The following is a 13,538-nucleotide window of genomic DNA, read 5'->3' on the forward strand; positions in this document are numbered from 1 at the left end:
GCAATGTTGCCTAAATATGCAGCTGCCATAGACAAAAGGCGGCGAATAATAACATATTAACCTTATGAGATTAAATGACTTTTTGCCACAATCACAAGACATGTCTAGCTTGTTCTGCCTTGTGTTCAATGAGCAAAACTCTGATGACAACACAGATCTGAACTGGCTAAATATCTACTTCTTGTTATGAGTCGAATTTATAACGAGTTATTACATTTTTTGAATACATATTTAACCATGATGGTTTGAGAATTGACGATTAAATGACATTATCTACAAAAGCAATAAACAGTATTGTTCACCATTCAGGTCAATGAACCAAACTAACCAGATGTAACATCAAACAACAATTAATGGTTCATTCTACTATTATCTCTTTAGCTAACGTCAAACAAACTATGTGATGGTTTGATTGATAAAGATTTAGAGTGTCTTATCCGTCATCTTTTAAGTATTATCAGCCTCTTCCAGCGCATCTATAACCAGAAAACCGTTTATGCTTACTGGATAGTGGGGGAAAACAAACATGCGAACGCTCATTTTAAGAAAATAGCTTAAGTGGGACAGTTTATTTTAGCACACACTTAATTTGTTCTGATGATGAACAGCACAGTAGTTAGATATTAAGCATTCGGAATTGCGTTAACATTCTCATTGAACAAGCACAAAAAAGCCTGCAAATGCAGGCTTTTTATTCACTGATGAAGTGATTATTTTAGCACCGCAGCTAATTGCTTGCTTACGGCGGCTACACTTTGAGTGCCATCAAACTTGTTGTACTCGGTACGGCCTTCTGCAGCAACTTTACCATAATAGTCAACTAATGGCTTAGTTTGCTCATGATAGATACCTAAACGCTTACGAACAGTCGACTCTTCGTCATCTGGACGAATTGCTAATTCTTCACCGGTAACGTCATCTTTACCTTCCACTTTTGGTGGATTAAATACAACGTGATAAACACGGCCAGAACCAGAGTGAACACGACGACCACTCATGCGCTTAACAATTTCTTCGTCTGGCACGTCAATTTCAATCACGTGATCAATCACAATGCCATTAGCAGCCATTGCATCAGCTTGTGGAATTGTGCGAGGGAAACCATCAAGTAAGAAGCCTTTAGCACAGTCATCTTGTGCGATACGTTCTTTTACTAAACCAATGATTAAGTCATCTGAAACTAGTTGGCCAGCATCCATTACCTTCTTGGCTTCTAAACCAAGTGGTGTTCCCGCTTTAACCGCAGCACGCAACATATCACCAGTAGAGATTTGTGGGATACCATATTGCTCCATAATAAATTGAGCTTGGGTACCTTTACCGGCACCTGGGGCACCTAATAAAATAATGCGCATCTCTAAAGTCCTCTTTTAAGATTATATTCTTTTTAGGGCGGCGATTTTCGCATATCTGCCGCACTATTCATAGTGGCAAACACACTCCATTAGACCTATATCTAATAAGCGCGCCCCAATTGAAGCTAAGCGTGTTTAATACAGCAGGGTGTATAATTTGCGGCGATATTGATTTGCCAAGGCATTGCCCTGCCCCATAGCGGTTAATATTTCCAAGAACACTTGTTTAACTTTACCATCGGCTGCATTCAAATCTTTTTGTAAAAAACCAAAAAGCGTGTCTAACGCTTCTTCATTACGTTGGGCTTTGTTAAGTGCTTTAGCTAAATCAATTGATAATGAAATATCTGCAGGATTACTTTCAAGTTGTTGTTGAAGATCACGAATTTCAGGAGTATCAGCAGCATCTTCAGCTAATGCGAGTTTAGCTTTTAAATTTTGATAATAGCTGTCTTGATCCGCCAACCCAATGCTCGACAGTATCGTTTTTGCATCACTTAGCAGATTTAATTGTAAATACACATCCGCCTGCACTAATTGCACCTGAGCAAGCTTATCCGCTTGTTGTGCAATCTCTTTGAGTTCTGCACTTAGGTTGGTTAGTGTTTCAGCCGTTAATGGTTCACTTTGTGCCAACTGTGCTTTAACGTCTTCAAATGCTTGTAACCACATCGGCGGTAAATGTTTATCCAGTAACGCGGTAACACTTACGCTGTCTTGCACACCAGCAAAGCCATCAATTGGGCGACCTTTATCTAACACAAGCGTGGTAGGTAAACTTTGAATTTGAAAATATTGCGCAATTTCCATTTCCGCTTCACAGTCAACCGATGCCAAAATGAAACGCCCTTGTTGTGCGTTAGCTAACTGGGTAAGTGTTTGTAGCATTTGCATGCTTTCAGGCTGCTGCTGGGCAAAAAAGGTTAATACCACCATTTTTTCCATCGAGGTATCAACAACTTGCTGGATGTTTTCTTTAGTTAACGAAATGATATGGTCCATAGGTCCCCTTAAAGTGCAAAAAGCGGACATGTAGTCCGCTTTCATATCCGCTCAAGTGTTATTTAAAGCTCGACATCAACATTTGGTTCATTAATTTAATGAATGCCGATGGATCAGCTAAACTGCCTTTCTCTGAAAGTTGCGCTTGTTGTAATAACAAGTTTGACCAATCAGCAAACAGTTGCTCGTCTTGTTCGCTGTTCAAACGCTCGACCAACGGATGCGTTGGGTTGATTTCAAATGTCGGCTTAGAGTCAGGCACTGGCTGACCGGCTGCTTGCATTAATTTAATCATTTGGGTCGACATTTCGCCTTCACCCGTTACCACACATGCTGGAGTATCGGTTAAACGAGACGTCACTTTTACATCAGACACTTTGCCATCAAGTGCCGCTTTAATACGCTCAACTAAGCCTTTAGACTCTTCAGCCACTTTTTCTTGGGCTTCTTTGTCAGCTTCATCTTCTAATGAACCTAACTCTAAATCGCCTTTAGTGACTGAATGCAGTTTTTTGCCTTTGTACTCGGTTAAATGGTTAATTAACCATTCATCGATACGTTCTGACATTAACAACACTTCAATGCCTTTTTTACGCAATAATTCAAGGTGTGGACTATTTACTGCAGCGTCATGACTATCTGCTACGATATAGTAAATCTTTTCCTGCCCTTCTTTCATGCGTTCAATGTAGGTATCTAACGATACAGTCGTTGCCGCGGTATTATCGTGAGTTGATGCAAAGCGCAGAAGGCTGGCAATACGTTCACGGTTAGCAAAATCTTCAGCAGGACCTTCTTTTAACACCTGACCAAACTCAGCCCAAAAAGCCTGATACTTTTCAGCATCATCTTTAGCTAGCTTTTCAAGCATACCCAGCACACGTTTGGTTAATGCTGTGCGTAATGACTTGGTGATTTGGTTATCTTGTAAAATTTCACGCGAAACGTTTAATGGCAGATCTTTCGAGTCAATTAAGCCTTTTACAAAACGTAAATAGGTCGGCATAAACTGCTCAGCATCATCCATAACAAACACGCGCTGAACAAACAGTTTTAATCCGTGCTTGTGTTCGCGGTTAAACATATCAAACGGCGCTTTTGATGGTATATACAATAAGCTAGTATATTCCTGCTTACCTTCAACACGGTTATGTGACCACTTTAATGCATCGCTGTAATCGTGCGAAATATGCTTGTAAAACTCTTGATATTCTTCATCAGAAATATCTGATTTATTACGAGTCCAAAGCGCAGTCGCTTTGTTCATTGGTTTCCAAAAACCTTCGGTTGCTGGAATTTTTTCACCGTCTGGACCATCTGATTCAGGAGTACCTTCTTCAAACATTTGCACAGGTACAGAAATATGGTCTGAATATTTAGTAATGATTGAGCGTAAACGATAATCATCAGCAAATTCTTTTTCTTCATCACGTAAATGCAAGGTGATTTCGGTACCGCGGGTATTTTTGGTGATGTTATCTACGCTAAATGAACCTTCACCTTCGGATTCCCACAACACGCCTTCATTTGCTGGTTTACCCGCAGCTCGAGTGCGAACAGTGACCTTTTTGGCCACGATAAATGCTGAGTAAAAACCGACACCAAATTGGCCGATTAATTGTGAATCTTTAGACGCTTCACCAGAAAGGTGGCTAAAAAACTCTTTGGTACCTGATTTAGCAATAGTACCTAGATGCTCAATCACACCGTCGCGAGTCATACCGATACCATTATCAGAAATGGTCACTGTGCCTTTTTCAGTGTCGGTGCTGATACGCACGCGCAAATCACCATCGCCTTCGTATAAGGCGTCATCCGTTAAGGCTAAGTAACGGAGTTTGTCCGCCGCATCGGCCGCATTTGAAACTAATTCACGTAAGAAAATCTCTTTGTTTGAATACAGAGAGTGGATCATCAAATGCAGTAACTGTTTAACTTCGGTTTGAAAACCATGTGTTTCTTGTTGTGACATGAATAATTCCCTTGATAGTACTTTGAGGTATTACATAACAGTCACTTTATGCGGGTAACTTGATAACACCGCCAAAGCGACCACTTTAAAATGCTTTGATATACAAGAGATGGGGCTTAGGGAATACAATTCAAGGGGGTGGTGTTTTTTTGCTTATTTTTTAAGCCATCACCCACTAAGTGATGATGACTTAAGCATGAGCGATAAGGTTATAATTTTATGCGCCCATTAAACGATAAGGCCAACGTCGTGCTGTCAACATATTCTAATTCGCCTCCCACTGGCACGCCATGAGCAATACGGCTTATGACCACATTATGACGGCGAGCCATATCGGCAATAAAATGGGCTGTGGCATCACCTTCAACCGTTGGGTTGGTGGCTAAAATCAGCTCTTGCACATCATCGGACGATAATTGTTGCTCCAATAAGGCCAATCCTAACTCTTCAGGTCCAATGCCATCCAGTGGCGATAAATGCCCAAGCAATACAAAGTAACGACCATTAAAGTGGCCACCAGCCTCAATCGCTAATACATCAGCAGGGGTTTCAACCACACAAATAACGTCGGCATTACCTCGTTTATGGCTAGCACAAATCGGGCATAAATCCTGTTCAGTAAAGGTTCTACATCCTTTGCAATGCCCAACCTCAGACATGGCTTTTTGTAATGATTCGGCAAGCTTAATACCGGCTTTTCTCTCACGCTCTAATAATTGAAAAGCCATGCGTTGTGCCGATTTGGGACCAACACCAGGTAAAATTCGCAGCGATTGAATAAGCTCATCGACCAACGGGCTGAATTTCATATTTATAACAAACCTTCAAATCTAAATAGCATAAGCATTAATGTGGCTGATTATTCACTGTGTCATCTAAGATTGCAAAACAGATTGCAAAAACATCCAAGTTAAAATGGCTAAACGATACTGGGTAATGGGGTTTTATCGATATTTCAGCACATTCTATTGCAAGCGTTGACTTCATATGTCCTAAGGCCTTTTATCTTTCAAGGTTATTTTTACAGCGAATTATTGGTCATTTGTACAAAGCAGAGACTTTGTGGTGTCGTTATTCTACATAAGAAGTCGATAACGCAGTGCAAATGACCAACAAACGCGGCCCGAAGGGTTTGACTTCAACAACATATAACCACAAATGATCATCAGCCTTAACGTTAACCAAATCACATGTTAAGTAACAATTTGGGAGAGACAAAGCATCTCCCTAATATTGTTTTATCCTGCTTTTAACAAATCACTGCAAGATTGGTTTAACAGCTGTCGGCAACGCCACATGCCTAATATTGACACTACTGCAGCACCTGATAACGGAGCAATAATCCACCAGGGCCAATGCATATAAACCACTAATTCAAACACCTGCGTTTTAAGCATATAAAGCGCAAACTCTGCCACGATCACAGCTAACAACCCAGCGATAGCACCAAGTAGTGCAAACTCTAATCCAGTTGCTGAACGCAATAGCCAACCGGATGCGCCAAAGGTTCGCAGCACCGCCAGCTCCCGCTGCCTTGTTGCCATGCCCGCTTCCGTTTGTGCAATCAACACTAACGCACTGGCCAAAAGCACAAGCGCTAAAACAAGACTGAGCGATAATGACACTTGATCAATAATCTGCCTTAATTGTCCAACCATAGCGCCCACATCTATCACTGAAATAGTCGGAAACTGTTGGATTAATTGCAGCACAACCGCATTAGCACTCAATTGGCTGCCCGCCTGTTTAAGCTTGTCATCATCTAAATGAAAACTGGCCATGGAAGTATAGTTAAACTTATCAAGAGCTTTGGGCCTAAAAATCATAAAGAAATTCGGCTGCAATGTTTCCCATTGCACATTACGAATACTGGTTGCTTTAACCGTAAATGACTGATTATCAATATTGAATGTCATGGTATCATTCAAAGCCAACCCAAGTCGCTCTGCCACACCAGACTCAACAGACACTTCATCGTCAGCCTGATTAAACGTCCCTTCAACAATCGGATTATTTGGCGGTAAAGTATCTCGATAGGTTAAATTTAACTCGCGAGAAATCCCCACACGGCCAGTCATGCCAGCATCTTGTTGCTCACCTGAAATTAACTCTTCACCATTGATGTGGGTTAATCGCCCGCGGATAACAGGATAAATATCGGTTGCTTGTATTTGATGTAGATCCAAAAATTGCTGCAAAGGTTGGGTATCTTCAGGGGCAATATTAACCAAAAAGTAATTAGGTGCATCTTCGGGCAACTGTTTTTGCCATTCATTTAGTAAGTCTTGTCGCAAAGCCAATATGGTTAGCAGCAATACCAGAGCACTACTAAAGCCGACCAACTGAACCGCGTTTTGTCTTGCCCTGCGGCGAAGCCCTGCTAAAGCTAACTGTAATGGGTTGGTGGTTTTCATGCCCACACTGTGGCCCATTCTGATCATCACAAACCCAAGAATACTGAGCAGTAAACCCAGCAACAATACTGTAAGCACTACTGTCATGGTCAATGCGATACTTCTTGAGTACAGGTAGCCCAATAATGCCATAGCACCTAAACTGAGTAGCAAATGTAGCCACATCCCCAGTTGTAACCCTTCCAGCTGACGCTGCAATACCCGTAAAGGTGGAATAGCTAATAAGCGCATGAGTGGATAAGCCGAAAACATAAAAGCGCTGATTAATCCAGTCGACATTCCCAGTAAAAATGGGCGTAAATAAGGTGGCGAATAAGCCGCGATTTCAGGTGGCAAGAATTGGGTTATCGCTAAATCAAGTAATAAACCACCCAATAGTCCCAGCACAATCCCAAGTAACGTCACCAGCATCAAATGCAAGCCAAACAATAATCGGATTTGTTTAGCTGATGCGCCAAAGGTTTTTAGCATGGCCACAACATCATAATGGCGCTGACAATAACGCTGAGCAGCAATACCTATTGCAGCGCAGGCTAACGCGATACCTAGTAAACTGGCTAATAATAAAAAACGTTCCGCACGTTTTACCGCGGAGGCAATTGGCGAATCACCAGATTGTACATCTACCCATCGCTGACTGTTATTGAGTAAAGGCTTCGCCTGTTGTTCAAATTCGGCTAACGCGTCTGTATCTCCTGTGAATTGATAAATATAACTGACCCGGCTACCTGGTTGAATAATGCCGGTTGCATTAACATCATCAAGGCGCATCAGTAACACAGGCGCCGATGCAAAGGGATTAAAACCGCCGTCGGGTAAGCGGCTAATTTCAGCTGATAGGGTTAAAATGCTATTCCCTAATTCTAAAGACTTTGGGTAACCTAACAATCCGCCTAAACGATTTTCATACCAGGCTTCGCCCTTGGTGGGTAGTGCTGAGGTTTCACCGCTCGATAATTCAATTTTACCTTTTAATGGGTAAGCCTCACCCACTGCTTTAATGGTCACTAATTGGAATTTATCACCGGCATAAACCATAGAGTTAAATTGCATATTAGTCACATGCTTAAGATTTAACGCATCAGCGATTGCCAATAATTTAGGATCAACCACCACAGGGGAATTTATGATGCGATCAGCCGCTATAAAGGTTGCTGCTTCACCGTTAATCGCTACCTGTAAGCGCTCACTGACGCGCGCTAAACCACTCACCGATAACACGGCAAGGGTTATAGCCAACACAATAAGCAGTAACTGACCTTGGGCTAATTCTCGTTTAAAAAGGCGCCATGCTAATTGCCACTCCATTAACTCATCTCCTCTGCCATCAAAGGCTGATTAATGGTTTTAGCTTGGGTGTTATTGGCTTCGGTAAGCAGGCCACTGTCCATTACAAACTGGCGCTTACAGCGTTTTGCTAATTGTAAATCATGGGTAACCAAGACTAGTGTAGTATCGCTTTCTTGGTTTAACGCAAATAACATGTCGGCAATTTTATCTCCATTAACGCTATCTAAATTACCAGTTGGCTCATCAGCAAAAAGTACTTTGGGCTCACAAATAAAGGCGCGCGCAATAGCCACCCTTTGTTGCTCACCGCCTGATAATTGCTTAGGTAAATGAGTTAACCTGTGGCTTAATCCGACACGTTCAAGCATAGTTTGAGCTTTTTGTTTGGCATCTTTAACACCGGCCAATTCTGCTGGCAACATGACATTTTCGAGAGCTGTTAAGGTATCAACTAACATAAATGATTGAAAAATGAAGCTGACTTTCTTTTTGCGCAGCGCTGCTTTTTGCTCTTCATTGAGACCAGACAACGCCGAGCCAGCTAATAATATTTCACCCGATGTAGGTGTATCTAGTGCGGCAAGTAACCCGAGTAACGTTGACTTGCCAGATCCAGATGGTCCTAAAATTGCAACACTATCTCCTTGCTTGACATCCATGTTGATGCCCTTGAGGATAGTAAGCTCACCTTCTTGAGTTACCACTGTTTTTATGAGGTTAGTTACTGTAATGGCACTAGAGTCTTTAGCAAAATTTGACATAGGATCCTTCTTAACATCAGCGATTAAGCGCAGTCTTGCTACGCTAATTGTTGTTTTATCAATTTCTTCTTCCAGCTATGCTGCCACGATTTTGATACTAGGTGATAGCTTAAGTGCAGGATATGGTATGGAAGAAGAGCAAGGTTGGGTGCAATTGTTACGTAATGAGCTGCCTCAGCACACCATTGTAAATGGCTCGGTTAGTGGTGAGACATCAGCCGGCGGCGCTAGACGTATCGCGGATTTACTCGCTTCTAGCCAATTTGACTTAGTCGTCATTGAGTTGGGCGGTAATGATGGATTACGAGGTTTTCCACCGACTCAATTGAAATCAAATCTTACAAAAATCATTGAAGCCTCACAGCAAAGTGATGCAAAAGTGTTACTCACCGAAGTCATGGTCCCTCCCAATTATGGGCCTCGTTACAGCAAGATGTTTAATGATGTCTTTTATGAGCTAGCCGACAGTTACAACATTCCCCTGATCCCATTTTTCATGCAAGACATCGCGCCCACACCCTCATTAATGCAACGAGACGGCATTCATCCCAATGTGGAAGCACAGCCAATCATTACGCAATGGATGAAACCCTGGATCATTGATGTGTTAAAAAAGTGATCTAGGTAAAATTTATTCAACATAAAATCTTAAAATAGTCATTTTATTTTAAGCTTTAACCATTAGAATACGGTGACAAGGATGAGTAGATACGTTTGACTACACACTAAAGATTAAAAACAGAACTTAAAACAAGACTTAATGTAAGACTAAAAGGAAAAATTATGTCCGTCAGTCGTCAAAAAAAAGTATACCTACCAACAGCAACACGTAAAAACCAGTATATCTCGGTAGGATTCCCACTTACAGATGCTTTCTTAGCTAGCTATACAGACCTCGAAAATTGCTATTATGAATTTAGCAAACTAGTCTATCAAGTCGCTGAAAAGCATGATTTATTCAATGTTCACGTTATCGCTACAGATAAACTTCCTATGGTGCGTTTTCATAGTGAAGCCTATTGCTTATCAACTGAAGAACAACTGCGTTTTTTCTATAATCCTGCGCACCACGAAGCAAACCGCTTACACAGCATTAGTGGTTATAGAGCCAAAAAACTGAAGATTGTATTTCTAGCAACAGGCACAGAATTACGCAGTAACTCGGCCACTTTCCACGCGAATGTGCAAAAGTTTATGGCTGAAATTAAACCTTTACTGCCTATTGCTAATATTCAAATGAAAGTGCGCGATCATCAACACATTTCATATGATTTCTTCGCCAAAAACAAAGGCATTAAAGAAACCTATGGTTATAAATTACGTGCAGTAGATAACCGCTATAAACGTCGTGAATGTAACCTGCCTGAAGATGTCAGTACACTTAATTATGTTACGGTAAGCATCCCTGTTGGCCGTCGTATCAAAAAGCAATTACTGTCTGAAAACACCACTAACTTTGGTCCAAGCTATCAAAATGTGGCCGACAAATTTATTGCAGCAACCAAAGAACGCCAACTTTTACGCGTGGCGATGGTCGCTAACGGTAAAGTACCTTTAGTGCGTAACAGTAAATTTGAACGTTTAAACAGCACAGCTGAATTCCAAATGGTCGGTTTTGATCCAAATACAGAAGCACCTGCGCCTATTTTACATTGGGAAGATGATAAGTTAGTTGAAGCGTTACGCTTTGTTATCGTTGCCGGTAAAAATGACTCAAATGATGAAGGCTTTGGTCGTTTCATGAACCAAGTTGAAGATGCTGTTCGTAGCTTCACCAATGAATTTGATATCGATAAAGAACACATTGATGTGATTTTACGTTTCCACCAGCATTTAAGTTACAAGGCTTAAATAACAATATTTTTATCATAACGTTATACATGCGTTTCAAACGGTAGCTTAGGCTACCGTTTTTATTTTTAATGCCAAAAAAGAATATGTTATTAAATTGTGGCCAGATTTCACATTGATTAACAATCCACAAACAAGGCATGTTGAACAGCATACGGATAAACCGTAGTGGTTTGCTCAATCAAACCAATATAAATAATAAAAAGCAGGAGATGCTATGTTCAACAAGAAATTGCCTTGGCTTATGCCTACATTAGTCGCTACAGCGGTAAGTATTGGGCTTACAGGTTGTGGTTCTGATGACGATACAACAATCAATACCACCCCGCCAGTCGTCCAACCCCCAACAGAAACCGGCCCAACCTTCCCTGAAGGTGCCATTATGGTAGAGGCAGGTGACAACCTGAGTATTAGCATTCAAGAGGCATTAATTAATGCTCAATCGGGTGACGTCATCGTTCTGCCAAAGGGTAACTTTAAAATCCAATCCACATTACTATTTGATGGCGACGTCGATGGTGATGGCACCTTCGCTAAAAATGTCACCATTATGGGTTATGGCATGAACGAAACCATCTTAGACTTCTCTGAAGCTAACTCAGGTGACGGCATATTCGTTCAAAATGCAGTGAATATCATTATCCAAGATTTATCGGTTAACGAAGCTAAAAATAACGGCATAAAACTTAAAAACACTAATGGCATTATTTTGCGCCGATTAGCCACTATTTGGGAAGGTGAGCTGGACCAAGATAATGGTGCTTATGGTTTATACCCAGTTGAGTGTGAAAACATTCTTATTGAAGATACCTATGTGCGCGGTAGCGCTGATGCGGGTATTTATGTGGGTCAGTCTGAATATATTGTGGTTCGTCGTAACATTGCTAAAGAGAACGTGGCGGGTATTGAAATTGAAAACTCTAAATATGCCGATGTTTATGACAATGAAGCAGTAGGTAATACTGGCGGTATTTTAGTGTTCGACTTACCGATCAACAATCACAGATACGGTTCTAGCGTACGTGTGTTTAATAACAAAGTGCATGATAACAACACCTTAAATTTTGCTAATGCCTCATCTAACCCTGCTGGTGTACATATTGTTCCACCGGGTACCGGCGTGATCATTTTATCAACAGATAAAGTAGAAGTGTTTAATAATGAAATTACTAATCACGACACCTTAGGGTTAACTGTTACCAGTTTCTTCATTGCTGAACCTGATATTAGTAGCTTTGTTGGTAACTATGGTCAACCAGGACAAGCAATTAGTGATGGTTGGCGCCCAACCCCTCGTAATATTCACGTTCACGATAACATCATTACTGACTACGGCTCAAAACCTAAGGGTTATCTGATTGATGATATTATCAAGGCCTATGTACTCACTCACGGAAAATTACCGGGGATTTTGTATGATGGTTTAGGTGAAGCATTATCCAATAATGGCACTGCAGCTTACCTTGGCTTGCAAGAGTTACCCTTTGCAGACGATGGCAGCGATAATGTCTGTATCACTAATAATGGAGATGTCAGTGTAGGCCGCTTATTTGCTAACTCCAACAGTGACATGAACATTCCCGATACACTTTACCAAGCTCCGCAAACCGATTTATTAGCCTGCTCACAAGTGAGTTTACCGGTTCATACGGTGACTTTTGGTGATCAAGTGTTTGGCTGTGGTGTTGATGATGATACTGCAGGTTGTGACGGAGGCACTTTAGTTGGCGGTGGTGGGTCAATCGGTGAAGGTGAAGGTGGTTTAGTCGGTGATGGCGATTTAAGTCTTTGTGAAGCGCAGGGAAGCAAGGTTAATTGGGATGCGCTACTCAAAGCAAACTGCCCTAATCTGTCAGACTACAACTTGTTTGCTGATATGAAAAACCCCACAACGGCCCCTAACTCTGGTGGTTTACCTTATGATTTAAATACTCCGTTATTTACTGATCATGCAACTAAATACCGCTTTGTATATGTGCCTGAAGGAACCAAAGCTGATTACACCGCCAACGAGTCATTCGACTTTCCAGTCGGTACGGTTATCAGTAAAACCTTCGCCTTGCCAGACAATACTAATAATCGTGGCTTTGCCAATGAAGATTTAGTCGAAACACGCTTGTTAATTCATCGTGCGACAGGCTGGAGCGCTTTACCTTATGTATGGAAGTCAGACAAGTCTGATGCGGTTATTGCTAAAGCGGGTGCTATTCAAGGTAAAAAAATTACCCATAAAGGCGAAGATTTAGACTTTGATTATGTTGTGCCTAGCATGAACCAGTGTAAACAATGTCATCAGTTTAAAGCTGACGCTGACAGTAACGCGGTGTTTGTACCTATCGGCCCTAAAGCGCGTCATCTAAATCGTGATTACGCTTATGCTGATGGCACGATGAATCAGTTATCTAAATGGCAAGCGGCTGGTATTCTTCAAGGTGTGCCTGAGTTAACTCAGGTTGATAGTGTTCCTGAATACCAAGATGGTGATGAAACCAGTATTACCAGCATGACTGATACGCAATTAATGCAAACGGCCAAAGGCTATTTAGACATTAACTGTGCACACTGTCATCGTCCTGAAGGTAACGCTTCGAATACAGGGTTAAAGCTTGAATACTGGCGTGCCTATGCAGACGATGCGGGATTCTCGCATGGTACATGTAAATCTCCAGTTGCTTATGGTGGTGGTAATTTAGGCTTTGATATCGTGCCAGGCAAGCCCGCAGACTCGATTCTTCACTTCCGTATGGAAAGTAACAACCCAGGTGATCGTATGCCAGAAATTGGTCGAAGTTTATCCCATGCTGAAGGGGTTGCATTGATCAGTGAGTGGATTAAACGCTTACCAGCGGCTAGTTGTTCTTAAACGACACATATAGTGACTGACACAAAGCCG

General features: G+C 41.6%; 9 protein-coding genes. 3 read left to right on the plus strand and 6 right to left on the minus strand.

Translation table 11 applies throughout. The annotated features are described in order from the left end of the window. Nucleotides 1-710 precede the first annotated feature (710 nt). The 6 genes from adk to ORI98_RS16465 all read right to left on the minus strand — a co-directional run bounded on the left by adk (nucleotide 711) and on the right by ORI98_RS16465 (nucleotide 8,794). Nucleotides 711-1,355 (minus strand): adenylate kinase, encoded by a 645-nt coding sequence (adk, locus tag ORI98_RS16440; protein WP_188842916.1) that lies wholly within the window; start codon nucleotides 1,353-1,355, stop codon nucleotides 711-713. A gap of 135 nt (nucleotides 1,356-1,490) precedes the next feature. Beyond that, complete coding sequence (locus ORI98_RS16445) at nucleotides 1,491-2,357, minus strand: tetratricopeptide repeat protein (RefSeq protein ID WP_306135949.1); 867 nt, start codon at nucleotides 2,355-2,357, stop codon at nucleotides 1,491-1,493. Between the two features lie 58 nt (nucleotides 2,358-2,415). Beyond that, nucleotides 2,416-4,329 (minus strand): molecular chaperone HtpG, encoded by a 1,914-nt coding sequence (gene htpG, locus ORI98_RS16450; RefSeq protein ID WP_306135950.1) that lies wholly within the window; start codon nucleotides 4,327-4,329, stop codon nucleotides 2,416-2,418. Between the two features lie 209 nt (nucleotides 4,330-4,538). Further along, nucleotides 4,539-5,138 carry a recombination mediator RecR gene (recR, locus tag ORI98_RS16455; RefSeq protein WP_261298902.1) on the minus strand — a complete coding sequence of 200 codons (600 nt, stop codon included), beginning with the start codon at nucleotides 5,136-5,138 and terminating at the stop codon, nucleotides 4,539-4,541. Between the two features lie 429 nt (nucleotides 5,139-5,567). After that, complete coding sequence (locus tag ORI98_RS16460; protein ID WP_306135951.1) at nucleotides 5,568-8,051, minus strand: ABC transporter permease; 2,484 nt, start codon at nucleotides 8,049-8,051, stop codon at nucleotides 5,568-5,570. Then, nucleotides 8,051-8,794 (minus strand): ABC transporter ATP-binding protein, encoded by a 744-nt coding sequence (locus tag ORI98_RS16465; protein ID WP_306135952.1) that lies wholly within the window; start codon nucleotides 8,792-8,794, stop codon nucleotides 8,051-8,053. Before ORI98_RS16465 ends, ORI98_RS16460 begins: the two co-directional genes overlap by 1 nt. A 61-nt stretch (nucleotides 8,795-8,855) precedes the next feature. Between ORI98_RS16465 and ORI98_RS16470 the strand changes: the two genes are divergently transcribed. The 3 genes from ORI98_RS16470 to ORI98_RS16480 all read left to right on the plus strand — a co-directional run bounded on the left by ORI98_RS16470 (nucleotide 8,856) and on the right by ORI98_RS16480 (nucleotide 13,508). After that, entirely contained in the window at nucleotides 8,856-9,413 is a 558-nt protein-coding gene (locus tag ORI98_RS16470) for an arylesterase (RefSeq protein WP_306135969.1), read from the plus strand. A 164-nt stretch (nucleotides 9,414-9,577) separates the two neighbouring features. After that, nucleotides 9,578-10,645: a DUF3083 family protein gene (locus ORI98_RS16475; protein ID WP_261298905.1), complete on the plus strand. Its 1,068-nt coding sequence runs from the start codon at nucleotides 9,578-9,580 to the stop codon at nucleotides 10,643-10,645. Between the two features lie 217 nt (nucleotides 10,646-10,862). Then, complete coding sequence (locus tag ORI98_RS16480; RefSeq protein ID WP_306135953.1) at nucleotides 10,863-13,508, plus strand: parallel beta-helix domain-containing protein; 2,646 nt, start codon at nucleotides 10,863-10,865, stop codon at nucleotides 13,506-13,508. Nucleotides 13,509-13,538: the final 30 nt, after the last annotated feature.

It is taken from the genome of Shewanella sp. ULN5, assembly GCF_030731885.1.
GTDB classification, from domain to species: domain Bacteria; phylum Pseudomonadota; class Gammaproteobacteria; order Enterobacterales; family Shewanellaceae; genus Shewanella; species Shewanella holmiensis.